Annotated in this window: 24 protein-coding genes; 12 read left to right on the forward strand and 12 right to left on the reverse strand. The window is 69.2% G+C overall.

Features of this window, described 5'->3' with window-relative positions; translation table 11 throughout:
* The first annotated feature begins 816 nt into the window (after positions 1–816).
* The gene (locus tag ABZ717_RS05990; RefSeq protein ID WP_358506289.1) at positions 817–1,218 is read left to right on the forward strand and encodes a DUF1992 domain-containing protein; all 402 of its coding nucleotides are present in this window, start codon (positions 817–819) and stop codon (positions 1,216–1,218) included.
* Positions 1,219–1,334: 116 nt separating this feature from the next.
* Positions 1,335–3,497, forward strand: a complete 2,163-nt coding sequence (locus ABZ717_RS05995; protein WP_358506292.1) for a tetratricopeptide repeat protein — start codon at positions 1,335–1,337, stop codon at positions 3,495–3,497.
* An 11-nt stretch (positions 3,498–3,508) separates the two neighbouring features.
* Here ABZ717_RS05995 and ABZ717_RS06000 read toward each other — a convergent pair whose 3' ends face one another.
* From ABZ717_RS06000 to xylB, 3 genes are all read right to left on the reverse strand, one after another.
* Positions 3,509–4,753 carry a hypothetical protein gene (locus ABZ717_RS06000; protein WP_358506295.1) on the reverse strand — a complete coding sequence of 415 codons (1,245 nt, stop codon included), beginning with the start codon at positions 4,751–4,753 and terminating at the stop codon, positions 3,509–3,511.
* Complete coding sequence (locus ABZ717_RS06005) at positions 4,696–5,241, reverse strand: hypothetical protein (RefSeq protein ID WP_358506298.1); 546 nt, start codon at positions 5,239–5,241, stop codon at positions 4,696–4,698. Before ABZ717_RS06005 ends, ABZ717_RS06000 begins: the two co-directional genes overlap by 58 nt.
* An 86-nt stretch (positions 5,242–5,327) precedes the next feature.
* Entirely contained in the window at positions 5,328–6,719 is a 1,392-nt protein-coding gene (gene xylB / locus ABZ717_RS06010) for a xylulokinase (protein ID WP_358506301.1), read from the reverse strand.
* 168 nt (positions 6,720–6,887) lie between these two features.
* On the opposite strand from xylB, the gene ABZ717_RS06015 reads away from it, so the two are divergent.
* The 3 genes from ABZ717_RS06015 (at position 6,888) to ABZ717_RS06025 (ending at position 8,464) form a co-directional block, all read left to right on the forward strand.
* Positions 6,888–7,289 carry a hypothetical protein gene (locus tag ABZ717_RS06015; protein WP_358506304.1) on the forward strand — a complete coding sequence of 134 codons (402 nt, stop codon included), beginning with the start codon at positions 6,888–6,890 and terminating at the stop codon, positions 7,287–7,289.
* Between the two features lie 234 nt (positions 7,290–7,523).
* Positions 7,524–8,066 carry a cysteine dioxygenase family protein gene (locus tag ABZ717_RS06020; protein WP_358506307.1) on the forward strand — a complete coding sequence of 181 codons (543 nt, stop codon included), beginning with the start codon at positions 7,524–7,526 and terminating at the stop codon, positions 8,064–8,066.
* Positions 8,063–8,464, forward strand: a complete 402-nt coding sequence (locus ABZ717_RS06025) for a rhodanese-like domain-containing protein (RefSeq protein WP_358506310.1) — start codon at positions 8,063–8,065, stop codon at positions 8,462–8,464. Before ABZ717_RS06020 ends, ABZ717_RS06025 begins: the two co-directional genes overlap by 4 nt.
* A gap of 321 nt (positions 8,465–8,785) precedes the next feature.
* Here ABZ717_RS06025 and ABZ717_RS06030 read toward each other — a convergent pair whose 3' ends face one another.
* Positions 8,786–9,328: a winged helix-turn-helix domain-containing protein gene (locus tag ABZ717_RS06030; RefSeq protein WP_358506313.1), complete on the reverse strand. Its 543-nt coding sequence runs from the start codon at positions 9,326–9,328 to the stop codon at positions 8,786–8,788.
* A gap of 240 nt (positions 9,329–9,568) precedes the next feature.
* Here ABZ717_RS06030 and ABZ717_RS06035 point away from each other — a divergent pair, with 240 nt between their 5' ends.
* From ABZ717_RS06035 to ABZ717_RS06050, 4 genes are all read left to right on the forward strand, one after another.
* Positions 9,569–10,429: a MetQ/NlpA family ABC transporter substrate-binding protein gene (locus ABZ717_RS06035; protein ID WP_358506316.1), complete on the forward strand. Its 861-nt coding sequence runs from the start codon at positions 9,569–9,571 to the stop codon at positions 10,427–10,429.
* Positions 10,430–10,610: 181 nt separating this feature from the next.
* On the forward strand, positions 10,611–11,660 hold the full coding sequence (locus ABZ717_RS06040; protein ID WP_358506319.1) for an ABC transporter substrate-binding protein: 1,050 nt from the start codon (positions 10,611–10,613) through the stop codon (positions 11,658–11,660).
* Positions 11,661–11,797: 137 nt separating this feature from the next.
* On the forward strand, positions 11,798–12,568 hold the full coding sequence (locus tag ABZ717_RS06045) for an ABC transporter ATP-binding protein (protein ID WP_358506322.1): 771 nt from the start codon (positions 11,798–11,800) through the stop codon (positions 12,566–12,568).
* Complete coding sequence (locus tag ABZ717_RS06050) at positions 12,561–13,433, forward strand: ABC transporter permease subunit (RefSeq protein ID WP_358506325.1); 873 nt, start codon at positions 12,561–12,563, stop codon at positions 13,431–13,433. The genes ABZ717_RS06045 and ABZ717_RS06050 overlap by 8 nt, the downstream gene beginning before the upstream one ends.
* A gap of 52 nt (positions 13,434–13,485) precedes the next feature.
* On the opposite strand, the gene ABZ717_RS06055 is transcribed toward ABZ717_RS06050, so the two are convergent.
* The 4 genes from ABZ717_RS06055 to ABZ717_RS06070 all read right to left on the reverse strand — a co-directional run bounded on the left by ABZ717_RS06055 (position 13,486) and on the right by ABZ717_RS06070 (position 18,044).
* Positions 13,486–14,646 carry an iron-containing alcohol dehydrogenase gene (locus tag ABZ717_RS06055; protein ID WP_358506328.1) on the reverse strand — a complete coding sequence of 387 codons (1,161 nt, stop codon included), beginning with the start codon at positions 14,644–14,646 and terminating at the stop codon, positions 13,486–13,488.
* A gap of 199 nt (positions 14,647–14,845) precedes the next feature.
* The gene (locus ABZ717_RS06060; RefSeq protein WP_067606094.1) at positions 14,846–15,439 is read right to left on the reverse strand and encodes a DNA starvation/stationary phase protection protein; all 594 of its coding nucleotides are present in this window, start codon (positions 15,437–15,439) and stop codon (positions 14,846–14,848) included.
* 139 nt (positions 15,440–15,578) lie between these two features.
* Positions 15,579–16,790: a cytochrome P450 gene (locus ABZ717_RS06065; protein ID WP_358506331.1), complete on the reverse strand. Its 1,212-nt coding sequence runs from the start codon at positions 16,788–16,790 to the stop codon at positions 15,579–15,581.
* 96 nt (positions 16,791–16,886) lie between these two features.
* The gene (locus ABZ717_RS06070; RefSeq protein WP_358506334.1) at positions 16,887–18,044 is read right to left on the reverse strand and encodes a helix-turn-helix domain-containing protein; all 1,158 of its coding nucleotides are present in this window, start codon (positions 18,042–18,044) and stop codon (positions 16,887–16,889) included.
* Between the two features lie 224 nt (positions 18,045–18,268).
* Here ABZ717_RS06070 and ABZ717_RS06075 point away from each other — a divergent pair, with 224 nt between their 5' ends.
* Positions 18,269–19,093 (forward strand): aldo/keto reductase, encoded by an 825-nt coding sequence (locus ABZ717_RS06075; RefSeq protein WP_358506337.1) that lies wholly within the window; start codon positions 18,269–18,271, stop codon positions 19,091–19,093.
* A gap of 11 nt (positions 19,094–19,104) precedes the next feature.
* Here the strand turns inward: ABZ717_RS06075 and ABZ717_RS06080 are convergent, their stop codons facing one another.
* Both ABZ717_RS06080 and ABZ717_RS06085 read right to left on the reverse strand, forming a co-directional pair.
* The gene (locus tag ABZ717_RS06080) at positions 19,105–19,260 is read right to left on the reverse strand and encodes a hypothetical protein (protein WP_190318510.1); all 156 of its coding nucleotides are present in this window, start codon (positions 19,258–19,260) and stop codon (positions 19,105–19,107) included.
* Positions 19,257–20,174 (reverse strand): DMT family transporter, encoded by a 918-nt coding sequence (locus tag ABZ717_RS06085; RefSeq protein ID WP_358506340.1) that lies wholly within the window; start codon positions 20,172–20,174, stop codon positions 19,257–19,259. The genes ABZ717_RS06080 and ABZ717_RS06085 overlap by 4 nt, the downstream gene beginning before the upstream one ends.
* 68 nt (positions 20,175–20,242) lie before the next feature.
* Between ABZ717_RS06085 and ABZ717_RS06090 the strand changes: the two genes are divergently transcribed.
* Entirely contained in the window at positions 20,243–20,842 is a 600-nt protein-coding gene (locus ABZ717_RS06090) for a TetR family transcriptional regulator (protein WP_358506343.1), read from the forward strand.
* Here ABZ717_RS06090 and ABZ717_RS06095 read toward each other — a convergent pair.
* Positions 20,833–21,711: a sulfotransferase gene (locus ABZ717_RS06095; protein WP_358506346.1), complete on the reverse strand. Its 879-nt coding sequence runs from the start codon at positions 21,709–21,711 to the stop codon at positions 20,833–20,835. The genes ABZ717_RS06090 and ABZ717_RS06095 overlap by 10 nt on opposite strands.
* Positions 21,712–21,876: 165 nt before the next feature.
* Between ABZ717_RS06095 and ABZ717_RS06100 the strand changes: the two genes are divergently transcribed.
* The gene (locus ABZ717_RS06100; protein ID WP_358506349.1) at positions 21,877–22,683 is read left to right on the forward strand and encodes a Sir2 family NAD-dependent protein deacetylase; all 807 of its coding nucleotides are present in this window, start codon (positions 21,877–21,879) and stop codon (positions 22,681–22,683) included.
* Between the two features lie 31 nt (positions 22,684–22,714).
* Here the strand turns inward: ABZ717_RS06100 and ABZ717_RS06105 are convergent, their stop codons facing one another.
* Complete coding sequence (locus tag ABZ717_RS06105) at positions 22,715–25,975, reverse strand: hypothetical protein (RefSeq protein ID WP_358506352.1); 3,261 nt, start codon at positions 25,973–25,975, stop codon at positions 22,715–22,717.
* Between the last annotated feature and the right edge of the window lie 32 nt (positions 25,976–26,007).

The following is a 26,007-nucleotide window of genomic DNA, read 5'->3' on the forward strand; positions in this document are numbered from 1 at the left end:
GGGCTGGAGTGGCTCCCATCGGGGGTGTCGGCACGACTCCCACCCCCGGTACTGGCTCCCGCCCCAGGTACCGGCCCACCCGCACCACCAACCCCATGTTGTCTCTTCATCATGATGATCTTGTCCGTAGCGCCATGTTGGGCGCCCAACATGGCGCTACGAGCAAGATCATCGCTGAGAAGACCAGAGCCGGCCACCGCAGGGACGCGGCCCGCCCTGTGTCCGGCCTGTAGCGGGCCCTTCGTGACCGGACCCGTCACGTAGTGGCGACGCGGCCAACGAGAAAGCCAGAGGGAAGGGAAGGCATCCGGCCGCCTGCGGCCGGACCGGGCCCCGGGGGCCCGAAGGGCCTGGGGCCGTTGGGACCTCAACCACTCTCCCCCCTTCCCCGATAGCCGCCAAACCGCCGCCCGCACCGCACGGGTCAAGGCCACTAACCCCATCGTCACAGAACCCGACATCGCCTTGACGCGTGCGGTGCGGGCGGCAACAATCACGCGGCGGGGAAGGAGGGAGAACTACCCGAACAACGCCCAACAACCCCCAGGACCCCGACCCGAGGCGCCCCACCAGCCACCCGAACAACGCCCAACAACCTCAAGGTTCTCGACCCGAGGCGCCCCACCCATTCCCATCCGGACAAACCCCACCGACACCCCCACCGGTACGGATCGGTGCGGATCGGCTCGGGTCCGGCGCGTGCCGGGGATTTTTCCGGGGGCCATGTCGATCGTCCACTTCCACAAGGCAGGATGGTCTTGTGGGACGGCCCATACGGACGTGTACTCGCATGCTCACCCTGGAGGAGGCGGTTCAATGACGAAACGCAAGCCCACCGGTATGGAATTCGAGTCCTGGATCGATGTCCAGATCCGTGAGGCTCAGGAAAAGGGAGAGTTCGACGATCTTCCCGGTGCCGGCAAGCCCATTCCCGACATCGACCGCCCCTATGACGAGAACTGGTGGATCAAGCGCAAGCTCAAGCAGGAGAACGTCTCGCTGCTGCCGCCCACTCTGCGACTGCGCAAGGAAGCCGAGGACACCCTGATCGAGGCGCGCAAGGCCCGGACGGAGAAGCGGGTCAGGGAACTCCTGGAAGGCTTGAACAAGAAGATCCGGGCGATGAACACGAACGCGCCCCCGGGGCCGCCGCTCAACCTGATGCCCTATGACGTCGACGAGTTCCTTCGCGACAAGTGGGAGGGCCCTGGAGCCTGATCCCTCCCAGGTGCGAGTGGCCGACTGCGGCCGGCGGGGCCACCCGAACGGTCGGATGGGGCATGGCTGGATAGTCTTCCGGTACCCCAGCAGTCGCGCACCGTGAGGTGGACCCGTTGAGCGTCGAAACCCCCAGGGACAGCACGTCCAACAACGCCCGGGATGTCTTCGGAACGTTGTTCCAGGCGCGTGACATCACGGTCCACTACATCAACGGTGCCATCTCTGACGTCTCTGATGTCTCCGACGACTCCGAACGCGCCTTCGATCTCCTGGTGCCTCCCTCCTATGTGGACCGGGATGAACCTCGGGCCGACGCGCAACGGATCATCGACGAGGACCCGAGTGCCTCGACCATGCTCACGGTGTCCAGCAGGATCCAGGGCGGGGGCACGACCGCCTTCGGCCTGAAACTCCTGCACGACGGTTTCGAGCGGGATCGTGCCCGTTTTCCCGGCGGCCACGTCCTGGTGGACCTGGTCCGGGAGGATCCGTGGATGGCCGTGGGCCGCCTGTTGCGTCTCATGGACATTGCGGAGGAGGACATTCCGGCCACCCTGGAGTGGCGTGTCCAGAAGCTGCACCAGAGCCCGCGATGGCGGAGTGGGATCGCCGTCATGGTGGATTCTCCCGGCAACTTCACCGACGTCCGCCTCTTCCTGGCGACCTCCCCCGGAAGTCTCACCGTGGTCACCGGACCCCAGAACTTCGACCTGAGGACGCTGGGCCGTGACGACAGGAGGCTCCTGCGCCACGTTCAATGGCGCTCTATCCAGCTGGACGCCCTGTCGGACGAGGACGCCACGACGATGTTCCGCCTGCGGTCGGACCTGGCACCCTCCCGGCCGCGGGAATGGGCGATGGTCGCCGACTTCGTGGCCGCGGCCGGAGGCAATCCCGGACTCATCGCGGACTACGCCTTCGATGTCCACGTCGAACGCCAGTGCGGGGCACCGGACCCACTCGCCACCGCGCACCGGAACCACTTCGGTTCGGACGCCGTCCCAGGGCGGCGTCCGCGTGATCGTGTGGACTTCGCGGGACTCGATGACGGGCAACGTGCCTTGGCGGTCCGACTGGCCGGCCTCCCCGACGTCGATTTCGGTTTCGATCTGGCCGAGGCCCTCATGGCCGACTCCGTGAGACCGGAGGACGTGCGTGCGGGGCTGGGAATCCTGGCGGAGAGGGGCGTCCTCGACACCGTCGTGACCGGCCCCGAACCCAGGTACCGCTTCATCACGCGCAGTATGCGGTCGACCTTCACCCCTGACACGGAGAAACCCTTGGACACCCCCCGGCGCACCCTCACCCACTACTACGAGATCGGTTACGCCGCGCACCGAAAGCTGATGCCGGGTCGCTGGCTCCAGGTCGAACTCGACGGCCGTTCGGCCTTCCCCGACGGCGCGCGGGCCGCTCGCTCCTTCGGGAGCATCGACGAGGCCCGACAGGCGCTGACCCCCGAACGTCAGACCCTGGTCAAGGTCGTGATCGACGCCGTGGCCGCGGGCCACTTCGCGATGGCCGCGGAACTGTGCGAGGTCCTGTGGCCCTTCTGGTTCCACTCCGGCTGGTTCACCGACATGGTCGATGCGCAGGCGCCCGTATTGCGGGCGACCCTGGACACCCACCACCTCGAACCCGCTCGGCTCTCCCGCCTGTGCGTGCAGACGGCCATCGCCTATCGCCGGGACCGGAACCCCACGGACGCGCGCCTTCAAGCGGAGCGGGCCCTGGAACTCGCCCAGGGCGAGCACCCGCTGGTGGTCCTCACCGCCCACGACGCGCTCGGGGACGTCGAGACCGACGCTGAAGAGTACGACGCCGCGATCGGGCACTTCGCCGAGGCCCGCCGCATCGCCGAAGGTCTGGACCCCGTCGATCTCAGGGCACTGCACATCATGGAACGCAAGGAGGGCGTCGCCCACCGGCGGGCGGGACGTCCGGCAGAGGCGGAGTCCCTGCTCCTGCACGCGAGAGGGATGCTCGCCGAGGGCGACCACCAGAACCACGCCCGAACCGGCACGGCCCTGGGCGACCTGCGTCGGGACCAGGGCCGGGTCGAGGAGGCCCTGGAATCGTACGATGGCGCGATCGATCGCCACCGTCTCCTTGGTGACCTGCGCCGGGTCGGAGACGTGTACGTGCTGCGAGCCGACGTGAACCGGGTGCGGGACACCGTGGCCTCCCGATCGGACCTGGAGCGTGCGTTGGAGGCGTACGAGGCGGCGAACGCCGAGCGCGACGCGGCCGATGTCCGCGAGCGACTCGCCGGATGATCTCGGGGTGGTCACCCTTCGTTCGATGCTCGGATGGTGAAGCTCGACTCGTGCTCGCCCAGCAGGACGAGGAGTGACCCCTCGGGGGCTTCACCCTCGACCCATTGATGCCAGTACGCCGAGGCGGCGGCGGTGGGATCGTGTCGGTGTCCGGGGTCGTCCGCCATCAGTCTGATCCGTGTGCCGTCACGGTCGACGAGCAGGCAGTCGGGGCCGTCCGCGGCGACTGCGAGGTGGGCCCGAGGGTGATCGGACAACCTTGCCCGCAGCACTGCCCATGAGGTACCCCCACCGGGGCTCCCCGACTCGGGGCCGCAGAGGAGCAGGCAGGCGGCTTCGCTCCACCGGGCCTGGGTCTCGTCCGTATGGGTGACCAAGTGGGGGCGGTCCAGGAAGAGCCGTTCCCTGGTGATGGATTCGGCGGGGTGGCGGCGCACCCGGAGCCCGGAACCCTCCTCTTGGACGGTGCTCCACAGTGGTGCGTGGTCGGTGGCGTCGGGCCAACCCCGTCGATAGGGGATGGGGACGTCGGCGGGGAGGGTCCGTACCGGGCGCTCGGGTTCGGGTAGATCCAGGAGCCGGTAGAAGGTCTCGCGCAGGATCCGTCCGGAGCCGCCGGGTTGGGAGTTGAGCCGGTCGGTGAAGGCCGCGAACCGGTCGGGTTTGTGGTCGGCGGCGTCGGCGAGGATCTGCGGGAGCAGGGGGAGGTCGGCGCGTAACCGGGTGGCGGAGCGGCCGAATCGGGCGATGGGGGAGAACGGATCCATCTCGGTGTCGGGAAAGGCCCCGAGCATGGTGTGGGTACCCAGGGACGCCCCATAGGCGGTGACGGATCCGTGGTCGCCGATGACGTGGTCGGCGGCCACGAGCGCGGCCTGCCAGCCCTGGCGGGGCGGAAGTACGCGCAGACCGGCGCGTTCGGCCTCGGCGAGCCAGGAACGTACCTGGTGGTGACCGTGGCCGTGCCAGGTGTTGGGGTGCAGGGCGAGGGCGACGCGGTACTCGTCGACGGGCAGTTCGGCGAGCAACCGGTTCAGGAGTTCGGGCCGGGAGCCGAGGAGGGAACCAGGCCCCCAGGTGGAGCTGACCACGACCAGTTTCCGGTGCCCGGTTTCGAGGTGGTCGCGGTAGCGGTCACGCCAGGGGAGTCCGGCCAGGATGCGGTCGTGGGAGGGGTCTCCGGCGATGAGCGCGGCGTTCACGGCCTCGGGGCAGCTCCGGCGGAGACGGTCGAGCTGTTCGGGGTGGGACAACACGAGCGTTCCGGGAACGAGGGTCCCGTCCCGCAGGAGGGTGGCCGGACCGAGCCCGAAGGCCGCTTTCCGCTTTCCGCTTTCCGCTTTCCGCTTTCCGCTTTCCGCTTTCCGCTTTCCGCTTTCCCTATCTTATTGTACCCCGCGCCATGAGAGAAAACAATCAAAGGCGCGTTTATCAGGTGTAGGTCATCGCCGTAACTGGCCGCGATCGCCAGGTCGAATTCCTCCTCCAGTGCCTGTTCCCAGGGTGCGACGAGAGCACCGATGTCATCGAGGAATTCGGTGACGCCCTCGCGGAAGTTGGAGGTTCTGGCCCGGGTGAAGACGAGCTGGATCCTCGGGTCGGAATCGAACAGCGGAAGGACGTCGAGAAGCCTCGTCAGGGTGGTGACGGTGTGGGCCACGACGAGGATTCGGCGGGCGTCGGGATAGGTGGACCAGTTCGGCGCCGATCCGATCGGTACCCGCAACCGTTCCTCGACCGACATGCATGCTCCCGCAGCTCGAAAGTCCGGAGTGCCCCGGAACACGATGGAACAGCGTACCGAACCCGTGTTCCGGGGCCTTCGCGGGCCTATACCCCGTGAACGGTGTGCCGGAAGTGCGCGTAGCGTTCACGCAGTTCCGTTCCGGCCTCGGAGTTGTACGTGGACGACTCCTCCGGTGCGCCCAGGGTCCACACCGGCGGTGATTCCTCGCCGGACAGCGCCCAGGCGGCCTGGCGGGCGGCGCCCAACGCCACGTACTCGGCGGCCGGTGGAACCACCACGGGCGCGCCCAGGACGATGGGGGCGATGGCGCGGACCGCGGCCGACCGGGCGCCTCCGCCCACCAGCAGCACCCGTTCGGTGGGCACACCCTGCCCGGAGAGGGCGGCCAACCCGTCGGCGAGTCCGCACAACATCCCCTCCACGGCGGCGCGGGCGATGTTGGCGGGGGTCATGTTGTCCCTGCGCAGGCCGTGCAGGGATCCGGTGGCCTCGGGGAGTTCCGGGGTGCGCTCACCGTCCAGGTAGGGCAGCAACACCACGCCATCCGACCCCGGGCGCGCTCCCAACGCGAGGTGGTCGAGCCCGGCCAGGTCGGTGCCGAGCATCGCGGCGGCCGAGCTCAGTACCCGGGCGGCGTTGAGGGTGCACACCAATGGCAGGTGGCCGCCGGTGGCGTCGGCGAAACCGCACACCGTTCCGGTGGGGTCGTGGGTGGGGCGGTCGTGGGCGGCGAACACGGTGCCGCTGGTGCCCAGGGACACCACCACGTCGCCGGGGCGCACGCCCAGGCCGAGGGCGGCCCCCATGTTGTCTCCGGTGCCGGGCGCGATGAGCGCGCCCTCGGGGGTGTGGCCCACGGTCTCGGCGGGGGCGGCCACGCGGGGGACCTCCAGTTCCCGGCCGAACCCGCGCACCAGCAGGTCGGTGCGGTAGGTGTTCTCGGCGGGGGACCAGTAGCCGGTGCCGGAGGCGTCGCCGCGGTCGGTGGTGGGTGCCCGGCGGGCGCCGCCGAGCCGCCAGGTCAGCCAGTCGTGGGGGAGCATGACACCGTGCGCGCGGGCGGCGAGCTCGGGTTCGTGTTCGGCGAACCAACGCAGCTTGCCGACGGTGAAGCTGGCCACCGGCACGTTTCCCACGGCGTCGGCCCAGGCCTTGGGGCCGCCCAGTTCCTGGACCAGGTCGTGGGTCGCCCCGGCGGAGCGGGCGTCGTTCCACAGCAGGGCGGGGCGGATGACCTCCCCGTCCTCGTCGACCACGACCATGCCGTGTTGTTGACCGGCCACGGAGACCGCGGCGACGTCGTCGAGCAGCCCGGAGGAGGCCTCGCTCAGGGCGCTCCACCAGTGGCGGGGGTGGGTCTCGGTGCCGTCGGGGTGTGGGGCGCGTCCCTCGCGCACCACCTTGCCGGTGGTGCTGTCACAGACCACGACCTTGCAGGACTGTGTCGAACTGTCGATTCCGGCGACGAGTGCCATGTTCGCTCCGTGTGGGTGAGGGGGTCCTGGCCGGGGCTCGGCGGGCTCATTCTCGCACTCTGGTGACCCCTCTCACAGTCCGGGGTGCGCCTCGATGAATCACTTGCCCGAGCAGATGGGCGTCAATAAAATTGAGTCCAGACAACTCAACGCGATGGGAGTGGTCCGATGCGCGTCACCGACGTCTTCGAAGGGGTCGAGCACACCCTGTGGGCGCAGCTCGCCGTGGATCCGGTCGTCCGGGTCGACAGTGGGCGTCGCGGCGCCGACCTCGTGGTCGAGGTCGAGCTTGCCCCGGGTGTGGATCCCGGTGGGGTCCTCGTGCTGCGAGAGGATCGTGCTCTGACGCTGGTGAACGCCTCCGATCGCGCGGTGTTGTACCGGATCCCCCTGGAGACCGCCGTGGGTCGCCCTGTTCGACGCGACCTCCCGGGTGGACTGCTCCTCACCGCACCCTTGGCCGGCCCGGCCCCGGTCTCCGTGGCCCCTGGAGTGCGCCCGCCCGTCGGACGTCTGCGCGCCGCCCTGACCCGCCTGTACGACCGTCTTCGGGGATTTCTCCGGGTATGACGAGGGTGCCCCCGATCGAGCGGGGGCACCCTCCTTCCCGAGGTGGGGCGGACGTGAGGCCCGTCGAGTGCAATTGCCAACTAAACCTGTAGGGAATGTGGTTTACTGGCGTGCATGGAAGCCGGCGCACCATCACACCTTCGGCCCTGGTGGCGGCCGTTCACCTTCGATGAGCGCTGTCGATGACAGGAGTCCCCGGATCACCACCGACAGCACGAGAAGGCGACAAGGACCATGACCATCAACGACATCGCCGCGCCCACGCCGCTCACCCTGGACCGCCTGTCCGGGTTGGCCGCGAAGGTCGCGGAGGAGGTCCGCCAGGGGCTCCACGAGATCCACTTCGACGCCGAGAATCGGTGGTCGGTCCGGCTGCACGCCGACGACTACACCGACGTCTGGCTCATCTCCTGGACCCCCGACCAGTCCACCCGACTGCACGACCACGCCGGTTCGCTGGGCGCGCTCACCGTCGTCACCGGCGAGCTGGTGGAGTACTACTGGGACGCCGGACCGCGTGAGCGCACCCTGGTCGAACCCGGGGGCGGTCGCTTCCCCCTCGGTCACGTGCACGACGTCGTCAACGCCTCCGACGGTCCGGCCGTGAGCGTCCACGCCTACTCGCCGCCGCTGACCGCCATGCACTACTACGAGATCACCGACCAGGGCTCGCTGCGGCGTACCAACAGCATCCTCACCACCGCGCCCGAGCCGGGTGTCCCCACCCTGGAGACCGTCCCCTCCGCGGAGGCCGCGACGGGGGAGGGGTGGCGATGAGCGGGCCTTCGGTCAGCGCCATCGAACGGCTCCTCGACCAAAAGCGCGCCCGCCTGGAGCGGCTCGACCCGTACCGGGCCCATGTCGCCCAGCGCGAGGGTGCCCTGCTGGTGGACACGCGTCCCGTCATCGATCGGGAGACCGAGGGGGAGATCCCCGGCGCCCTGGTGATCGACCGCAACGTCCTGGAGTGGCGGTTGGATCCCACCAGCCCCGACCGGGTGCCCGAAGCCGACTCCGCCGACCGCCGCATCGTGCTGTTCTGCAACGAGGGCTACGCCTCCAGTCTGGCCGCGGTCCAGCTCCAGGAGTTGGGGCTGGAGTACGCCACCGACCTGGACGGTGGTTTTCGCGCCTGGCGTGCCGCCGGCCTGCCGGTGACCGATCCACGCGGCTGACCCGCGCCTTTTCCCGAAGGCCCGCGACGGCGTGACCCGCGTCGTCGCGGGGTCCGGCTCGACCCACGCCCTCTAGCTATACTAAATAAGTAGGTTTAATCGAGTTGGGTCGACGCCTCCCCACCACCCCCGTCACCCCAGGGCGCATCGACGCCCGGAGATCGAGAAGGACATGAGCGAGACACCCTCCACCCCACACCCGAAAGCGCCCCCGCGCGGTCGGGGTTCCGACTCGGCGAGGACTGGGCCGCCACCATCACCGGCCTCGTCCTGCTCGGCCTGGCCCTGGTCGGCGTTCTAGGGTTGGCCGCCACCACCCGGTCAGTCCCCCCGCTCCGGCGCCGACGCCCGGGGGCCGCGATAGATGTACCCGACCTTGCGGACCGTGGCGATGCGTTCTCCGGCCGGCCCCAGCTTCCGGCGCAGTCGGTGGATGTGCACGTCGATGGTGCGCGAGTGCAGGTCCCGACTCACACCCCAGACCCGTTCGAGGAGTTCGGAGCGGGTGACCGCGCGGCCGGGGGCGGCGGTCAGGCAGTCCAGCAGCTCGTACTCCTGGTAGGTCAGGTCGATCTCTTGGCCTTGGACCCAGACCCGACGGGCGTTGCGGTCCAGCAACAGGACACCGTCGGTCGCCTCGGCGGTGGGATGCGCCCGGGGATGGGGTTCGTCCACGACGACCCCATAGACCAGCATGTACCGGCCGCTCTCGGGCAGGGGCAGGACGCCGAGCAGGGAGTGTTCCCCTTCGGGGACCGTGACCTTCGGGGGGTGGCCCTCGGGGGAGCGGACGGCGGTCAGGGGCGGCCGCGTGAGGGTGGAGCGACCGTTGGTTCCGGGTATGGCGGTGCGTGCGCTGAGCATGATTCCATGATGCGCCGTATTCCCCTTAATATCTACCTTATTAATAGGTAATCTCTGGGCTGTGGCCAAGGCCACGTTTCGGTCGGCGTTAATCGGATTATTCCTACCATATAGGTTGGATAGGGTCTGATCGGCTCGTAGGCGCACCAAAGGGGCGCCCGAGTACACCGCGTCCAGGTCCGTCCCGGCCTCGGCCACCCCCCGCGATCCTCCATCCCACGATCACGAAGGAGCGCACTCATGCGCACGACCTCGATCCTCATCGGCGCGGCCGCCCTGACTCTCGCGGTCGCGGCCTGCGGTGCCCCCAGTGAGCAGGCCGCCGAGTCCACCGAGGACGGCCAGGCACCGCTCCGGATCGGTGTCAACCCCGTTCCGCACGGTGACGTCCTCGCCTTCATCGACGAGAACCTCGCCGAGGAGGCCGGGCTGGACCTCGACATCGTGGAGATCGCCGACTACAACACGCCCAACGCCCAGTTGGTCGACGGCGACCTGGACGCGAACTACTTCCAGCACCGCTCGTTCCTGAACGAGTGGCTGGAGAACGGCCCCGAGGCCGACCTCACCTACATCACCGACGTGCACATCGAGCGCCTGGGGCTGTACTCCGAGAGCGTGGAGAGCATCGACGACCTGCCCGAGGGCGCCGAGGTCGCGGTTCCCAACGACCCGGCCAACCTCAACCGAGCCCTGGGCATTCTTGAGACCGAGGGTCTGATCACCGTCGACCCGGAGGCCGGTGAGACCGCCACGGAGAAGGACATCACCGACAACCCGAACGACCTGACGATCACGCCGCTGGAGGCCGCCCAGCTTCCGCGCTCGATCACCGACGTCGACGCCGCGGTCGTCAACGGCAACTACGCCATCGAGGCCGACCTCGCCGAGGAGTCCAACCTCCTGGCCTGGGAGCCCGAGGGTGACGACTACGTCGAGAAGTACGCCAACGGCCTGGTGGCCTTGGACGAGAACGTCGACGACGAGCGGGTCCAGCTGCTGGCCGAGCTGCTCCACGACGAGCAGGTCCTGGAGTACATCCAGCAGACCTGGCAGGGCGTCGTCCTGGCCGTCGACGCCGAGGGTCGGCCGGTCGAGTAACCGCGCGCCGTACGCCGTTCGGGGCGGTGGAGTCCTTCGACTCCACCGCCCTTTCGCGTGCCAGGGGCCGGATCCGAAGTGGCGCAGGTCACATGGGGGAATGGCGCCCTTCCTTCCCATTAATCCTACTCATTAAGTAGGATTTCCTTGTCCGGTCGACCCCACGACAGAAGAGGGCCCCATGAGCATGCGAACCTCCGCGCTTTCGACCGCCGCCGCGGCACTGGCGATCGGGCTGGTCGCGACCGGCTGCGGGGGCTCCGACGCCGACGCGGGCGGAGACGCCGACACCCTCACCCTCGGCTACTTTCCGAACGTCACCCACGCGCCCGCCCTGGTGGGTGTGGAGAACGGGACCTTCGACGAGGCGCTCGGCGACGTCGATCTGTCCACCCAGACCTTCAACGCCGGCCCGGACGCGATCAACGCGCTCTTCTCCGGCGAGATCGACGCGACCTTCATCGGTCCCAACCCGACGATCAACGGCTGGTCCCAGTCCGGCGGCACCGCGCTGCACGTCATAGCCGGCTCCACCTCCCAGGGTGCCGGTCTGGTGGTGCGCGAGGGCATCGACGACGTCGAGGACCTGCCCGGCCACACCATCTCCACGCCCCAGCTGGGCAACACCCAGGACGTGGCGTTGCGCTGGTTCGCCGAGGAGCAGGGGTGGGACATCGACACCGAGGGCGGTGGCGAGTTGTCCATCCTGCCGCAGGAGAACGCCGAGATCATCAACGCCTTCGAGCTCGGTGAGATCGACGGCGCGTGGGTGCCCGAGCCGCATCTGAGTCGGCTGATCCTGGAGCACGACGCCGAGTTGCTCGTCGACGAGAAGGACCTGTGGCCGGACACCGGCGGTGAGTTCGTCACCACCAACCTGATCGTCAACGCCGAATTCCTGGAGGAGAACCCCGATACCGTCCGGGACCTGCTGCGGGGCCACGTCGAGACGATCGACTGGATGAACGACAACTCCGAGGAGGCCCAGGAGGTGACCCTGGCCCACCTGGAGGCCCTCACCGGCGGAGACCTCTCCCCGGAGGTCGTCGCCTCCGCCTTCGACAACGTCTCGTTCACCGCCGACCCCATCTCTGCCTCGCTGCGAGGCGGAGCCGAGCACGCCGAGGCCGTCGGTCTGCTCGACCCGGTGGAGCTGGAGGGGATCTACTCGCTCGAAGCGCTCAACGAGATCCTCGCCGAGGAAGGACACGACGAGGTCGAGGGCTTCTAGCGCTTCCACAAAACCTACTTATTAAGTAGAGTTTTTCCGTGCCGCTTCAGACCTCGAACCCCCGACACGCGGGTCCGCCCGAACCCACCGAGAGCCGCCTCGGCCGCCCCGGTGGGCCTGGAAGGCGAAGGGAAACAATGAGCACCATCACCGAGACCCGCACCGACACCAACGCCGTGCGGATCGACGACATCTCCAAGGTGTTCGGGCGCGGCGGTGGCGCCGTCACCGCCATCGACGGGATGTCCGTCCAGGTAGAGGAGGGCGAGTTCCTGGCCATCCTGGGCGCCTCCGGATGCGGCAAGAGCACCCTGCTCTCCCTCGTCGCCGGACTGGAGGACCCCACCACCGGCAGCGTGGACGTGGGTGAACACCGTGTGGCCATGATGTTCCAGGAGTCCGCGCTCTTCCCCTGGCTCACCGTCGGCGCCAACATCGAGATCCCCATGAAGGTCAACAAGGTTCCCAAGGCCGAACGTCGCAAGCGTGTGGCCGAACTCCTGGACCTGGTGCGTCTGACCGGACTGGAGCGCAAGCGCCCGCACGAACTCTCCGGCGGCATGCGCCAGCGCGTGGCCCTGGCCCGAGCCCTGGCCCAGGACGCCGACGTCCTGCTCATGGACGAACCCTTCGGCGCGCTGGACGCCATGACCCGCGACATCCTCCACGACGAACTGGAACGGATCTGGCGGGAGAAGTCCCTGACCATCATGTTCGTCACCCACAACGTGCGTGAGGCGGTGCGCCTGGGCGACCGGGTCGTGCTGTTGTCCAGCCGTCCCGGGCGCGTCATCTCCGATTTCGAGGTGAAGGGTGAACGCCCCCGCCGCATCGACTCCGCCCTGATCGCCGAACAGGCCGCCGCCATCACCGACCGACTCCGTGAGGAGGTCTCACGCCATGCCTGAGACCCAGGACAGGGACACCGCCGTCCAAGGCCTGGACGCCCTCGAACTACAGCCCAAGCGTGGCAGCGACGAACGGAGCGTGGCCGAGACCGCGGGCAGGATCTGGGCGGCCACCTGGCCCAAGCTCGCCGCCGTCGCCTTGGTGCTGTTGGCCTGGCAGGCCGTGGTGTGGAGCGGCTGGCGTACCGAATGGGTCTTCCCCGGGCCCGACCGTGTCCTGCCCACCCTCTTCGGGGAGATCACCACCCCCGAGTTCTGGGAGGCCGTACGGGTCACCATGCGGCGGGCCTTCATCGGCTTCGCTCTGGCCCTGGCCGTGGGTGTGGTCGTCGGCCTGGCCGTGTCGCAGTTCAAGCCGTTGCGGGTGGCGATCGGCTCGCTCATCACCGGCCTGCAAACGATGCCGTCGATCGTGTGGTTCCCCTTCGCGATGCTGCTGTACGGCATCAGCGAGTCCGCGATCATGTTCGTGATCGTTCTGGGCGCGGCGCCCTCGATCGCGGGTGGTCTCACCTCGGGTATCGACTACGTGCAGCCGTCGCTGCTGCGCGCCGGCAAGGTCATGGGGTTGCGCGGGGCACAGCGGTACCGGCTGCTGATCATCCCCGCCGCGCTGCCGATGTTCGTCACCGGGCTCAAACAGGGCTGGGCGTTCGCCTGGCGCTCCCTGATGGCGGGAGAGCTGCTGGTGATCATCAACCAGCAGAACTCGATCGGGTGGGCGCTGAGTCAGGCGCGCCAGCTCAACGACGCCGAACGACTGCTCAGCTACATCATCATCGTGCTGGCGATCGGGATCCTCATCGACGTGTTCTTCAACTGGGCCGACCGTTCTCTGCGCCGCAGGTGGGGCATCACCCGGTAACGGGGCCGAAGGGGAAGGGGCCGCACTTCGCGTGCGCGGCCCCCTCTCCCGATCAGCCGTAGACGGCGTGGTACAGCTCCACGACCTCCTCGGCGGTGGGCACCCGCGGATTGTTCCCCGGCGAACCCGACGCCAACGCCTGCCGTGCCATCAACGGCGCCAGCTCCCACCAACGCTCGGCGTCGATCCCGTGGGCGCGCGGGGAGGGCACCCCCAACTCCTCGTTGAGCAGTCGCAGCTCCCACACCAGCGCCCCGGTGGCCTCACCGTCCGTGCTGCCCGGCGCGGCCATTCCCATCGCCCGTGCGCAGTCGGCGTAGCGCTCAGGCGCCGCGCTCACCGAGAACTCCGTGACCGTCGGCAACAGCATCGCGTTGGACAATCCGTGCGCCACCTTGAAGTGCGCGCCGATCGGTCGACTCATCCCGTGCACCAGGGCCACGCTGGAGTTGGAGAAGGCCATACCGGCCTGGGTCGCGCCCGCCATGACCGCCTCCCGGGCGGCCCGGTCCGCGGGGTCGGCGTACGCCGAGCGCAGGTGGGCGAAGAGCGTGCGCATCGCGTCCCGGGCCAGACCGTCCGAGATCGGGTTGGCCTTGGTGCTCACGTACGCCTCGATGGCGTGGGTCAAGGCGTCCACCCCGGTGTCGGCGGTCAGCCGGGCCGGCATCTCCAAGGTCAGTTCGAAGTCCACGAGTGCCGCCCGCGGCAGCATCGCCAGCCCCGCGCACAGCATCTTCTCGTCGGTCTCCGCGTCGGTGATGATGCTGTAGCGGGTCGACTCCGAACCCGTGCCCGCGGTGGTCGGGACCGCGATCACCGGAAGGGCGGGCGCGTCGGTGACCACCGGGGCCTTGTAGTCGCGCATACGGCCACCGTGCGAGCCGAGCAGGGCGACGGCCTTGGCGGTGTCGATGGGGCTACCGCCGCCCACCCCCACCAACGAGTCGAAATCGCCCTCCCGCAACGCCCGCACCCCCGCGTCCACCACCTCGGTGGTGGGGTCGGGCACGGTCTCGGTGAACACCCCCGGCGAGATCCCGGCCCGTTCCAGCCGGCTCAGGATCTCGTGGAAGAAGGGTCGGGAGGCGACGAAGGGGTCGGTCACCAACAGGGGACGGGACAGGCCGAATGAGTCCAGGACCTCGGCCAACTCGGATGAGGCCCCCGCACCCACGCGTAGAACACGGGGCAGGGCCAGGGAAGCGGACACGTCGAGTACCTCCGGGGGGTCGGGAGTACGGGCTTGGTACCCCGACCGAAAGCTCCGACGAGGCACGGATCAACGTCCCGGTACCTACCCTCTCGCCCCGTTCGATTCCTCCCGGACGCGGTCCGTTTCCGGACCGCGACCTCGCCTCGACCCGGGGCCGGGCACCGCTATGGCGCCCGGCCCCGGTGGTCCGTGTGGATCAGCCGCTCACCAGCGGGGTGTCCACCAGGTGTTCGGCCACGAACCACGCCTCCAGCTCGTTGGTGCGGATCACGTCCGAGACCAGCACGTCGTTGGTGCCGTCGTCACCCAACTCCTGCACGCGCGCGGCCGCGTCGTGGGCCTCCTCCAGGATGGTCTCGTGGGCCTCCAACAGACGGGAGAGCATCGCCGGGACCTCCTCGGCCCCGTTCGGTGGACGTGGGATCCTCGTGATCTCCGCGACGTGTCGGGGGTCGCCCACCGCCACACCGCCCAGGGTCTGGACGCGCTCGGCGACGGTGTCGATCAGCTCCAACTGCTCGTCGGCGTGCTTGTCCATGAGCAGGTGCAGTTGGTAGAAGGTCTGACCGCGCATCAACCAGTGGTGCTTCTTGTAGAGGTCGTGCAGGATGCGGGTGTCGCACAGGACCTGGTTGAGTCGCTGGCACGAGTACATCCGGGTGTCGTAGGACAACCCGACCGGAAGTTGGCGGACCGTCCCGAACTGCTGGATCTCCTCGCCCCGCTGATGGAGCCACGGCTGGCTGCTGCGCGGCTTGGGCGTGTTCGTACGCTGATCGGAGGTCGTCACGACCGATTCCCCCTTGCGAGTAGGTGGCGGAACGCGGTTGGACGCGTCCCGCCTGCCAGTCTCGGCCACCGACCGTTGTCACGGGAGAAACAGCACCCCATGGCAGGGCAAGACTTCACCCGGCCGGCCGGAACACGGTCTACCGGCCCGGGTCGAAGGTCACCGGCAGCGCGAACAGCCCGTGCATGATCATGCTCGGCCACCAGCGCAGCTCGGATTCGGGGACGGAGAGCCGTAGCCCGGGCAGACGGTCCAGGACCGCGCCCACCGCGACCCGCGCCTCCATCCGCGCCAGGCGAGCCCCGATGCAAAAGTGCGCCCCGTGCCCGAAGGCGAGGTGGGAGGAGCCACGTTCGAGGTCGAAGGTGTCGGGGTCCTCGTACTGTTGCGGGTCGCGCCCGGCGGCCAACAGCGACACCAGAACGGGTTCGCCCGCCTCCAGGCGCACCCCGCCCACGGTGGTGGGCCGGGCGGGGAAGCGCCAGGTCGCGTTCTGCAACGGGCTCTCCAGCCGCAACGATTCCTCGATCGCCGGGTCCAGCAGGGAACGGTCCTCGCGGACGCGTTCCAACCGGTCGGGATGGCGCAACAGGGTCAGCAGCATGTTGCCGATCAGCGCCACGGTCGTCTCGTGTCCGGCCACCAGCAACAGGAACGCGGTGGAGGTCACCTCGTCGCGAGTGAGGTCCCCGGCGCGGTGCGCCTGTACGAGGTCGTTGAGCAGGTCGTCGGTGGGCTCGGCCAGTCGGGCGTCCACCAACGACCCCAGGTAGGAGTCGAACCAGTCGGTCGTCGCGGCGATCGCCTCGACCTCTTCGTAGGACGAGGAATCGATCACCGCGGCCTGACGGTGGAACTCGGGCCGGTCCGCCTCGGGCACCCCGAGGATGTCGCAGATGATCGCGATCGGTAGCGGGTAGGCCAGGTCGCGCACCAGGTCGGGGTCGGGGGAGGCGACCAACGCGTCCAACAGCCGGGCGGTGACCCGTTCGGCGCTCTCCTCCAGTGCCCGCACGCGCCTGGGTGTGAAGGCGGCGCTCGCCGCCCGACGCAGCCGGGTGTGATCGGGGGCGTCCACGTTCACCATGCTGCGCCGCAGGCTGTCCCGGTGGTCGTAGGGCAGACCCAACCCGGCCTCGAACCAGGTCCGCTCACCCGCCAACGGGTCCTTGAGCATCTCGGGGTCGGCGAGCACGTCGCGGGCGTCACCGTAGCGGGTCACCACCCACGCCCACGCGCCGCCGGGCAGGTCCACCCGGTGTACCGGCCGGTTCTCGCGCAACCACCGGTAGGCGGGGTGCGGGTCGGCCTCGAACTCGGGGCCGTGCAGGGGCGGAGGGGTGGTGGTCATCGTGGGCCTTCCTCGGACGGGGGGCGGTATTGCCGCACGGTTCCTACCCATCCGTCCCGCCTTCCGCACCCGGGTTCCGGCCAGGGCACGGCGGGCTCAGGGCGCGATGGCGCAGGCCGTCTCCAACACGAATCGCGACCAGGGACGGTGCGGATCATGACCGGTCAGTTCACGGACCCGACGCAGTCGGTAGCGCAGGGTCTGGGCGTGCACGTGCAGCTCGTCGGCGGCGGTGGTGGCCGCCCCGGACCGGAAATAGGCGCCCAACGTCTCCAACAGGTGCCGGTGTTCGAGGTTGAGCAGTGGGCCCAGGACCGTGCGGCGCACCGTGGCCGGGGCGACGCCGCCACCGTTGAGCAGGGCGAGCACACAGGCGTCGGCCTCACGGAGCAGACCGTCGTCGCCCAGGGCGTGGGGTGGCGCGGTCTCCAGGGCGCCGTCCGCCAGCCGGTAGGCCGCCGACATGTCGCCGAGCGCGCGTGGCGCCAACGCGCATCCCCGTAGGCCCCGTTCCACCATCGCGGCGATCACGCGCGCGGCGTCCTGGGCCGCGACCAGCACCACCACCCGGCCCGAACGCGTGGTCACCAGCGGGTCCGCGCCGGTCACCTCCCGCAACAGGTCCAGGCCGGTCGCCACGGTCGCGCCCGACTCCCCGTCGGGTTCGACCACCACCAACGTCGCCGGGTCGGGTGGCCCGATGCCCAACGTGCGCGCCCGGTCGCGGATCGCGCCGGGGGAGGACTGGCGGCCGATGAGCAGGTCGTCGAGCAGGGCGCGGCGGGCCCGTTCCCGGTCGGCGTCGAGACGGTCGGCGGCCTCGACGTGGCCCTGGGACAGGCTCTCGGAGATCTGGTCGAGGGAGGTCAACCAGAGTTCGCCCAGAGCGAACACGTCGTCGGTGTCGAGCCGATCGCCCGCCCGCTCCCGGATGATCCGCACCGCGGCGGCCGAACCCACCCGGTGCGCGCGCACCACCGCGCCGATGGACCGGCCGTCGGCGGCGCGTGTCCGCCCGATGCCACGCAGCCGCTCCACGTCCTCCTCCGCAAGCCGGTCCGCGCCGCGCACCCACAGCTCCATCGAACGGGTGACCAACCACGACGTGATCGCCCGGACCTCCGCCAGCTGCGAGGTGTGCAGCGCCCGGTAGGCGGGCACCTGCGCGTACACCTCGGTGACGATCCGCTCGACCAGCGCGCCACGGTCCCGCCCGAGTTCCGCGCTGACCCGAAGCCGGTCCTCTTGTCCCATTCGTCCCCTCCCGGGTTCGGGCGGGCAGACTATCGCCCCCCGCGCGGGCGTGGCCGGGTTCGGACATCCGGGTGAAAAGCCCGGCCGACAGCGGCGCAGCCTCAGGTCCGCACCAGCGCCGACGTGGCAGTATGCGCACAGTGGTCGAACAGACCACGAATAGGGGAGCAAGAAGGACGACGTACACGGCGATCGGCCGGTCGGACCGACGGGGGATGAGGACGATGACGGTTCCCGCCATCACACTGAACAACGGGCTTCGCATGCCACAAATGGGCTTCGGCGTGTGGCAGGTACCCGACGACGCCGTGACCGCGGCGGTCATGGAAGCCTTGGCCGTCGGGTACCGCAGTATCGACACCGCGGCCTCCTACGGCAACGAGGCCGGTGTGGGGGAGGCACTGCGCCGTTCCGGGCTGGCGCGGGACGACGTCTTCGTCACCACCAAGGTCGCCAACCCCGACCACGGCTACGACCCCACCCTGCGCGCCTTCGACGCCAGCGCCGAACGTCTGGGGACGGACGTGGTCGATCTCTACCTCGTGCACTGGCCACAACCCGGGCACGACCGGTACGTGTCCACGTGGAAGGCGCTGGAACGCCTCTACTCCGAGGGCCGGGCACGTTCGATCGGGGTGTGCAATTTCAACCGCCCACACCTGGAACGTGTCCTGAGGGAGGGCGGGATCGCCCCCATGGTCAACCAGATCGAGTTGCACCCGCTACTGGCCCAGGCCGAACTGCGCGCCTTCGACGACGAGCACAACATCGTCACCGAGGCGTGGAGTCCCTTGGGCTCGGGACGGTTGTTGGACCATCCGCTCATCGTGGAGATCGCCCGGGAACTGGGACGGACCACCGCGCAGATCCTGCTGCGGTGGCACATCCAACTGGGCAACGTGGTCATCCCCAAGTCGGTCACGCCCGAGCGCATCCGCTCCAACTTCGAGGTGTTCGACTTCGAGTTGTCGCGGGAGGCGATGGAACGCATCGAGGGACTCGACGAGGGGCGTCGCTTCGGTCCCGACCCCGAGACCCTGGAGAGCTGAGGGGGTCGAGGTCAGCGCAGCTCGCGCACCTTGCGGGCGCCGGCCAGCATGGCCTCGGTTCCGTTGCGACGAGTCCGCGCGACGTATACGGCGCCACCGACGAAGATCGAGAGGAAGATCCCGACCACGACGATCAGGGCCAGGACGGACAGCACAGTAGAGATCATGCACTCATCGTAGCCGTACCCGATCGCACCAGCCATACCGCCATCAGGCACACGCCCAGGCCGGCCAGGGCGCCGGGGCCCACGGGGTCGCCGAACATCCACCAGGTCCACAACATCGTGGTGGGCGGGGTGAGGTAGAGCAGCGCCGAGACCCGGGCCACGCCGGTGCGCGCCAGGTTGACCCAGTACAACCCGTACCCGCCCAGGGTGGACAGCACCACCACCCAGAGCACCGCCGCCCAGAACCCCGGTTCCATGGGTGGGGCGAGGGTTCCGGTGACCGAGGCCAGACCCATGAACAGCACCGCGCTCACCGTGCACTGCACGGCCAACGCCTCGATCAGGTTCCCGCCGGGCCGGGTCCGACGCTCCACGAGGGTGGCCGTCACCAACGACAGCATCGCCCCCAACGGCAACAGGTAGGCCCACCAGGGGGCGGCTTGCGCGCCCAACAGGTCGGAGCCCACCGCCAACCCCACGCCGCCCAGTCCCACGGCCAGCCCCAGGACCTGCCGGCCGCGCACCGATTCGCCCAACAGGGGGATGGCCAGGGCCGTGGCCACCATCGGTTGCAGCGCGGCGACCAACGCGCTCGTACCGGCCGACACCCCGTGTTCGGCGGCGGCCACCACGCCGTACAGGAAACCGGCCTGCGCGAGTAGCCCGACGAGGGCGTGCAGGGCCAGGTCGCGACGGCGCACGCGCGAGCCCCGCCACAGGCACCAGGCGACCAACGCCGCGGCCACCAGGAGGAACCGCCAGGCCAGCAGGGTCGTGGAGGACGCGTACCGGGTGCCGAGCTCGGCTCCGACGAAACCCGAGCTCCACATCACCACCAACCCCACCGCGAGCAGCGGTGTGACCAGGTCGGTACGGCGGGAAGGGACGCGGGGCGCGGTAGTGGAGAGACTCATGCCATGGAGGTAAACACACCGGTCGGTATACTCGCCATGTAGTCGCCGGACCCGATCAGGGAGACGTCATGCACACCATCGAACAGCGCCCGCTCACACCCGCCGCCCGTCGGGTCCTGGAGGTCGCCTCCGAGCTCTTCTACAGCCGGGGCGTCAACGTCGTGGGCATGGAACTGATCGCCGAGGAGGCCGGGGTCACCAAGAAGACCATCTACGACCGCTTCGGCTCCAAGCAGCGCCTGGTCGTCGCCTACCTGCGCGCCCGCGACCTACGGTGGCGCGACTTCCTCACCTCACGGGTGGAGGCGCACGATCCGCCCATCGACCGGATCGTCGCCACCTTCGCCGCCTTGGACGAGTGGATGGACCGGGAGAACGAGCGCGGCTGCGCCATGGTCAACGCCTACGCCGAACTCTCCGACCCCGAACACCCCGGTCGCGCCGTGGCCCAAGAGCAGAAGCACTGGCTGCGGGACCTGTACCGGACCCTGGTCGCGCGGACCGGAGCCGGAGAGCCCGACGCCTTGGCCGACACCCTCGTCATGCTCCACGAAGGAGCGGTGGTCGCCCGCAACGTCACCGGGATCGCCGACGCCGCGCCCACCGCGAAGGAGGCCGCCCGGATCCTGCTCCGCGCACATGGGGCGGACGGCCCCGATCAGAGGTAACCCAGACGGGACAGCTCGTTGCGGGCCACCTCGTGCACGTCACCGTGGTCCCGGCGGGACAACCGCTCCTTCCACGAGCCCACCCCCGAGTCGTCGCTCAGCAGCTCGCCGGCCGACACCCGCGCCCCGGTGAACTCCCTCAGCTTCTCGGCGGTCTGCACCTCGCCGCCGCGCACGTCCTCGTACCGCAAAGTCAACAGTTGGTCTGGGCCGATCTCCCGGCGCAACCCGGCGGACATGCGCAACGCGCCCCGCCACCGCATCGCGCACTTGGTCGCCGTCGATCCCTCGGTGAACCGCTCCAGGTCCGACTCCTCGTCCAACCCGAAGAAGTGGTTGGGGAACTCGTGCTCCAACTTCATGAAACTGGGCTTGAGCCAGGCCAACGACAGCTCGTCCTCCAACATGTCCGCGACGACGTCACGGCCATCGCGGATGATCTGCACGAACAGGGCGTCGGAGAAGGCCGCGTGCAGGGCGCCGGCGCTGTAGAGCAGGTCGGGGCTGGCGTCGCCGTAACGGCGCACCCTGGAGCTGTGCTCACACGGCTCGGAGGCCGTGTTCGCGGGCACCCGGGCATACGGGCCCGGACACTTCGGGCAGGTCAGGGGGGTGAGCTGCCAGGCCTCCGCGTAGGCCTCCCGGAACAGGCTCGCGGTCGCCGAGGCCTTCTCCGAGGCGAGGGAGGGGCGTCTGGCCACCGCGTACACGGTGTTGAGCACCCCGGAGGAACCGGCTCCCACGTGGAAGCCGGGCGCGCGGGACAGGGCACGGGCGATCAGCGGAACCCCGGAGTGAGGGGCGCCCAGTACGAACACCGGGCGTTGGACCTTGGTCCCGTTGACCACGAGAATGTAGGACTGCTTCATGATTGTGTGCATTTTGGCACCCTTTGCCCCCCTCGTGCGCATCGGTGGGGCAATGCGACCACCCGCCCCACACGTACCCGAGAGTACGACGTCGGCTTCCGCCCGGGCCCGCGACTCGTGGCGGGCCGTGCGGAAGGGGGATCACGGGCGCTGTAAGAATGGAGTATGGCCTCGATGACCGACGACACCGCGAGCTTCGCCGACCCCGAGGGGTTCGAGCACGCCGCCGAACTCCTCGCGTCCGCGCGACGCATCACCGTCCTGACCGGCGCGGGGGTGTCCACCGACTCCGGAATCCCCGACTACCGCGGTCCCCAGGGGTTGTGGACCAACGATCCCGACGCCCAGGCGTTGTCGGACATCGACTGCTACATGGGCGACATCGACGTGCGCCGTGAGGTCTGGTCGTCGCGCCGCGCCCACAGCGTGTGGAAGGCCGAACCCAACGACGCGCACCGCGCCCTGGCCGACCTGTCCGCGTCGGGCAGGTTGCGCGCCCTCATCACCCAGAACATCGACGGCCTGCACCAGCGCGCGGGGGTCCCCGACGAGCAGGTCATCGAGGTGCACGGCACGATGCTCCGGGTGATGTGCATGGAATGCGGGCTGCGCACCCCCAGCCCCGCCGTGCTCGCCCGCCTGGACGAGGAGTCCGATCCCCGATGTGTGGAGTGCGGAGGGATCCAAAAGTCCGACACCATCTCCTTCGGCCAGCGATTGAACCCCGAGGTCATCGAGAGCGCCGCCGAGGCCGCCCGCGACTCCGACGTGTTCTTGGCCATCGGTACGTCCCTGACCGTGCACCCGGTCGCGGGGCTGTGCGACGTCGCCATGATGTCCCGCTCCGCCCTGTGCGTCATCAACGCCGAACCGACCCCCTACGACGACTACGCCGGCGCCGTGCTGCACGACCCCATCGGCCGGGTCGTCCCCGCCCTGGTCAAAAGGGCCCTGGCGGGCCAGGTGCGCTGACCACGGAGCGCCGGTCCGTCGAACGAACTCCTCACCATCCGGAGGAACCCCACCACGCACCGGAAACGTCGGCGTCCTCCGCGGGTTCCTGCGATACCGGGGAAGACGGGTACGACACCGGGGGCAGTGGCGGGTACCGGAAGGTCCCCGCGGCGGGTGGGGCGGGGCTCGGCGCGTCGAATCCGTCCCGCTCCGCGTCCCTCTCCAGGAACCTGAAGATCTCACCGCGCAGTCGACGGAGCGACTCCATGACCTCCGGTGTCTCGGCGGAGCGGTTCCCCGCCTCCCGGAGGGCGTCCTGGGCCATCCGGGCCAGGGTCTGGCGCTGTTCACCGTGCCGGGGCTCGGGCCAGGAACGCAGGTCCTCCAAGGCCTGTCGCAGGACGGTCAGGGTGACCCCGCCGGCGTCGAAGGCGAGCAACCGCCGATAGCGGGTGAGCCGTTCGTCGACCTGCTCCGCGGAAAGACCGTCGAGCGGCTCCAGGCGCAGCCGCAACACGTCGTGGGCCACCTCCCAGACCCCCTCCTCCCCGGGGTCCTTGGCCACGAATCTCCCCAGTTCGTGGGAGACGTGCTTCAAGTAGGGGGAGAGGGTCAGCGCCAACCGGGAACCGGTTCCGTTGACCCGCAGCGTCAGGGAACGCAGGAATCGGTGCGCGACCGTTCCCGCCGGGATCTCGATCTCGTACGGATTGATGTAGGACGGGGCCGCGTGGGCTTCGTGGCGCAGTTCGAAACCCGTGCACTCGCCGAGGTTGACCGGGCCGCCCCTCTCGCGTTCCAGGACCGAGACGGGGTCCTGGCTCTCCCAGAACCCCAGGTGTCGGACCCGCACCGTCTCCAGGATCCCGAACCACTGTGAGGCGGGCAGTAGACGCCACAGACCCACCATGCGGCGCCAGGTCTGGCGTGGGTCCGGCACGTCGTGGTAGAGCTCCGTCAGCGGAACCGGCTCCTCGGTGAGCAGAACCAACAGGGTGATCAGGTTCGCCGTGTAGCACGCCTCCCGGGTGGCGATCGGCAGCCGCTTGGGTTCGTACTCGGCGAAGGAACGGTTGGGGGCGGGGAAGGGTGCCTCGCGGAACAGGTCGATCAACAGCTCCCGCAGGTCGTCTCCGAGCCCGGGATCCTCCCGCACACGGGCTTGGAGCATCTCGTCCAGGAAGGACACCACCTTGTCCCGTCCGGCGAAGGCGGCGAAGGAGGACAGGGCGTAGAGCTCGCCGTCGTCCAACCGGGACGCCCGGTTCCGTCGGCGCGTGGCCCGGCTCCGATCCTCGGCGAGTTCCTCCAGTACCGCCACCACCAGGCGGGCCACCAGGTACTCGCCGAAGGTCGCGTGCAGGAACTCGAAGGCGCTGCTGGTGCCCTCCGCGGTTTGGGCGCGGTCCTCGTGGACGAAGAAGAACCGGCCCAGCACCTGGTGGGCGGGGGCGATGGTGCCGTGCAGGCCCGTGTCCTCGGGGCGTTCGGCCGCCTCGGGCATCAGAACGGACAGGTCGTATTCCAACTCCTCGGCGCGCACGCTCTGCAGGCCGCGGGCGAACATCGCCATCGCGACGACCTCCAGACGGCGTAGCTCGTCCTCCACCGCCTCCTCGCGGGCCCGTCCGCCCAGGCGGGCGCGGTGCTTTTCCACCTCGCGTTTGGCGAACATCGTCAACAGGCGTTCGTACAGCTCGCCGTGGGAGAGCGTCTCCGAGTCCCGGCGCAGCGCGTTGCCGTGCGCGTCGTAGATGAGCAGCATCAACATCAACAGCGGCTGTTCCGCCAGCTCTCGGTAGTGGAGAAGGGACCGGGCCTCCAACGGCAGCAGGCCCTTGCGCTCGAACGCCTCGGCGTTGGCCTGGTTCCACACCCGCAAGAGCTGTTCGATCTGGCCGTCGTCGAAGGGCTCCAACCTGATGACCGTGGTCAGTGACGGAAACCGGGTCCGTTCGGTCACCAGGGTGCGGCTGGTGACCATCACGACCACCGGTTGCCCCAGTGCCTCCTGTTGTTGCTGGAACTCCTGGACGCGTTCCAGGTAGTCGGAGCGGTCCACGCCGGTGGCCTGGAGGAGTTCGTCGAACCCGTCCAGGATGATCACCGGCAGGGCGCCGTCGGCGTCGTCGGCCAGGTCCCGCCAGGAGATCGAGGTGTGCAGGTCGGCGTTGAGCCCTTCCTCGATCTGGGTGTGCAGGGGCGCGTTCGGGCTGACCGAGCGCAGCTCCACCCGGATGGGCAGGAAGTCCTCGGGGGGTAGCTGGGCGGCGAGCATCTCGGTGAACTTGGACTTGCCCGCGCCCGGATGCCCCAGGACCACCACCGGGTACTCGGTGGCGCGCGGATGCGTGATCAACGAGGCCACCAGGGTCTGGAGGTCGTCCTGGACGGGGAACTCCCGCCACCAGCGGTCGAGGGCGGGGGAGCTGCCGCTGTTGATCAGGGTGATGCGCCCGCGCGGGGGGATGTAGGCCTCGCGTAGCGAGGGCAGGGAAAGCCCGGAGGGGACCTCGTCCGACCGGAGCACGGGACGGTTGAGCACCGCCTGGTAGGAGGCGGAGAGCTCCCGTCGACGCCGCGAGACGGGGCGGTCCGAACCGATCCGGGTCAGCTGTTCGTGCAGGTCGGCCAGGCCGGTGCCGATCTCCCTCCGGTCGCGTTCGCGTTCGGACGTGTGCAGCCACATGGCGAACTCGGGGATGTCGGCCCCCAACCGCAGGATCCCCTCCTTGAACCGGGCCGAGGCATGGCGGGCCAGGGACCGTTGGAACCTCTCCTTCAGTGGGTGATCCGGGGTGAACCCGTTCCGTTCGGCCACGGCGAGTCCGAACACGAAGGACGTGAAGTCGCCCGTGGCGCCGGTCCGCTCCAGCGGCCAGTCGATCCCCGCGCGGCCCGACCCCGAGTGGGTGAAGGGGAACAGGACGCGGGTGCCCTGGCTCAGGTGCCGCCCCAACAGCGTGTACTGCTCCTCGGCGGTGATCTCCAGTTCGTCGATCCCGAACGGCAGGCCGACCTCCTCGAAGGCCTCCTCGGCCCCTTCGAAGAACGAGGTGATCACCAGGACCTGGTAGGCGGCCGAGATCTTCTCCGTTCGCGACATCCGGCTCTGGCCCTTGAGCTTGTCTCGGATGCCCTCCAGAGCCTTGCGTCCCTTGCCCACCAGCGCGCCGCGCACCCCGAACAGGTCCGGGACGCCTATCAGCCCCAACCCGCCGTCGGCGAGTTTCTCCGCCAGGTCCAGGACCTCGGAGTCGTTCTCGCCGAGGGTCCGAAGCGCGTCTTCGTAGCCGAGTCTTCTCGCCATAGCCGGGGGTGGCCTTTCCGGGTTCGAGGGGG

The organism is Nocardiopsis sp. NPDC006832, assembly GCF_040635885.1.
Lineage (GTDB): Bacteria > Actinomycetota > Actinomycetes > Streptosporangiales > Streptosporangiaceae > Nocardiopsis.

What these genes read in the sequence shown, in the direction of transcription:
- ABZ717_RS05990 (WP_358506289.1), top strand. Translation starts at nt 817, where the DNA reads ATGACGAAACGCAAGCCCACCGGTATGGAATTCGAGTCCTGGATCGAT.
- ABZ717_RS06005 (WP_358506298.1), bottom strand. Translation starts at nt 5,241, where the DNA reads ATGTCGGTCGAGGAACGGTTGCGGGTACCGATCGGATCGGCGCCGAAC.
- xylB (WP_358506301.1), bottom strand. Translation starts at nt 6,719, where the DNA reads ATGGCACTCGTCGCCGGAATCGACAGTTCGACACAGTCCTGCAAGGTC.
- ABZ717_RS06015 (WP_358506304.1), top strand. Translation starts at nt 6,888, where the DNA reads ATGCGCGTCACCGACGTCTTCGAAGGGGTCGAGCACACCCTGTGGGCG.
- ABZ717_RS06020 (WP_358506307.1), top strand. Translation starts at nt 7,524, where the DNA reads ATGACCATCAACGACATCGCCGCGCCCACGCCGCTCACCCTGGACCGC.
- ABZ717_RS06025 (WP_358506310.1), top strand. Translation starts at nt 8,063, where the DNA reads ATGAGCGGGCCTTCGGTCAGCGCCATCGAACGGCTCCTCGACCAAAAG.
- ABZ717_RS06030 (WP_358506313.1), bottom strand. Translation starts at nt 9,328, where the DNA reads ATGCTCAGCGCACGCACCGCCATACCCGGAACCAACGGTCGCTCCACC.
- ABZ717_RS06035 (WP_358506316.1), top strand. Translation starts at nt 9,569, where the DNA reads ATGCGCACGACCTCGATCCTCATCGGCGCGGCCGCCCTGACTCTCGCG.
- ABZ717_RS06040 (WP_358506319.1), top strand. Translation starts at nt 10,611, where the DNA reads ATGAGCATGCGAACCTCCGCGCTTTCGACCGCCGCCGCGGCACTGGCG.
- ABZ717_RS06045 (WP_358506322.1), top strand. Translation starts at nt 11,798, where the DNA reads ATGAGCACCATCACCGAGACCCGCACCGACACCAACGCCGTGCGGATC.
- ABZ717_RS06050 (WP_358506325.1), top strand. Translation starts at nt 12,561, where the DNA reads ATGCCTGAGACCCAGGACAGGGACACCGCCGTCCAAGGCCTGGACGCC.
- ABZ717_RS06065 (WP_358506331.1), bottom strand. Translation starts at nt 16,790, where the DNA reads ATGACCACCACCCCTCCGCCCCTGCACGGCCCCGAGTTCGAGGCCGAC.
- ABZ717_RS06070 (WP_358506334.1), bottom strand. Translation starts at nt 18,044, where the DNA reads ATGGGACAAGAGGACCGGCTTCGGGTCAGCGCGGAACTCGGGCGGGAC.
- ABZ717_RS06075 (WP_358506337.1), top strand. Translation starts at nt 18,269, where the DNA reads ATGACGGTTCCCGCCATCACACTGAACAACGGGCTTCGCATGCCACAA.
- ABZ717_RS06080 (WP_190318510.1), bottom strand. Translation starts at nt 19,260, where the DNA reads ATGATCTCTACTGTGCTGTCCGTCCTGGCCCTGATCGTCGTGGTCGGG.
- ABZ717_RS06085 (WP_358506340.1), bottom strand. Translation starts at nt 20,174, where the DNA reads ATGAGTCTCTCCACTACCGCGCCCCGCGTCCCTTCCCGCCGTACCGAC.
- ABZ717_RS06090 (WP_358506343.1), top strand. Translation starts at nt 20,243, where the DNA reads ATGCACACCATCGAACAGCGCCCGCTCACACCCGCCGCCCGTCGGGTC.
- ABZ717_RS06095 (WP_358506346.1), bottom strand. Translation starts at nt 21,711, where the DNA reads ATGAAGCAGTCCTACATTCTCGTGGTCAACGGGACCAAGGTCCAACGC.
- ABZ717_RS06100 (WP_358506349.1), top strand. Translation starts at nt 21,877, where the DNA reads ATGGCCTCGATGACCGACGACACCGCGAGCTTCGCCGACCCCGAGGGG.
- ABZ717_RS06105 (WP_358506352.1), bottom strand. Translation starts at nt 25,975, where the DNA reads ATGGCGAGAAGACTCGGCTACGAAGACGCGCTTCGGACCCTCGGCGAG.